The sequence below is a fragment of the Pseudoroseomonas cervicalis ATCC 49957 genome (assembly GCF_000164635.1).
In the GTDB taxonomy this organism is placed as follows: Bacteria; Pseudomonadota; Alphaproteobacteria; order Acetobacterales; family Acetobacteraceae; genus Pseudoroseomonas; species Pseudoroseomonas cervicalis.
Window position 1 is genome coordinate 1 of the sequence record NZ_GG771167.1, and the last position, 716, is coordinate 716.

A 716-nucleotide genomic window follows, 5' to 3' on the forward strand; every position below is an offset into this window, starting at 1 on the left:
CGCCGGGCTGGCGGCGGAGGCGGCCGGGATCGAGGCGCTCGCCGCCCGCACGGGCGGTGGCGGCCCCGGCATCCTGACCGGCACCGCCTGGGCCGAGGGCAACGCCCTGCGCCAGGGCGTCGTGCTGCTGGGCGAGGGCAGGGTGCTCACCCGCCGCGCCCGGCACCTCTTCCACCCGGCCGAGCCCGGTGCTGGCGTCTTCACCCCAGGCCCGGCGCCGGGGCCGATGGTGTTCCGCTCCTGCCGCCTCGGCGTGATGAGCGGGGCGGAGGCCACCGACCCCGCCATCGCCGAGACCCTGGCCGAGACCGGGGCCGAGCTGCTGCTGCACCTCTCCGGCGCGCCCTATCTCCGGGAGGCCGAGGACGCGGCGGTGGATGCCGCCGTGCCGCGTGTGGTGGAGACCGGCCTGCCGATGCTGGGCGTCTCTCCGCTCGGCGCCTGGGGGGCGCGGATCTGGGCTGGCGGCGCCTTCGCCCTCGGCGCCGATCGCCGCCTGCTGGCCCGGCTGCCCCGCTTCGCCGGCACGCCGCTGGTGACGGAATGGGAGGAGGCCGGCGATGGCTGGGCCAGCCCGCCCCTTCCCCTGCCGCCGCCCGCCGCGCCGCTGGAGGAATTGTGGCAGGCCCTGGTTCTGGCGCTGCGCGCCGCCCTGCGCGAAAGCCGCCGCCCGCGCGCCGAGGCCGCGCCGGACCAGCCCCTGCTGGCCGCCCTGG

The 716-nt window shown here is 79.3% G+C and carries 1 pseudogene; it reads left to right on the top strand.

Going from position 1 to position 716, the window contains the following annotated elements:
• Nucleotides 1-716 (top strand): annotated as a pseudogene (locus HMPREF0731_RS22380) (hypothetical protein); the annotation flags it as partial.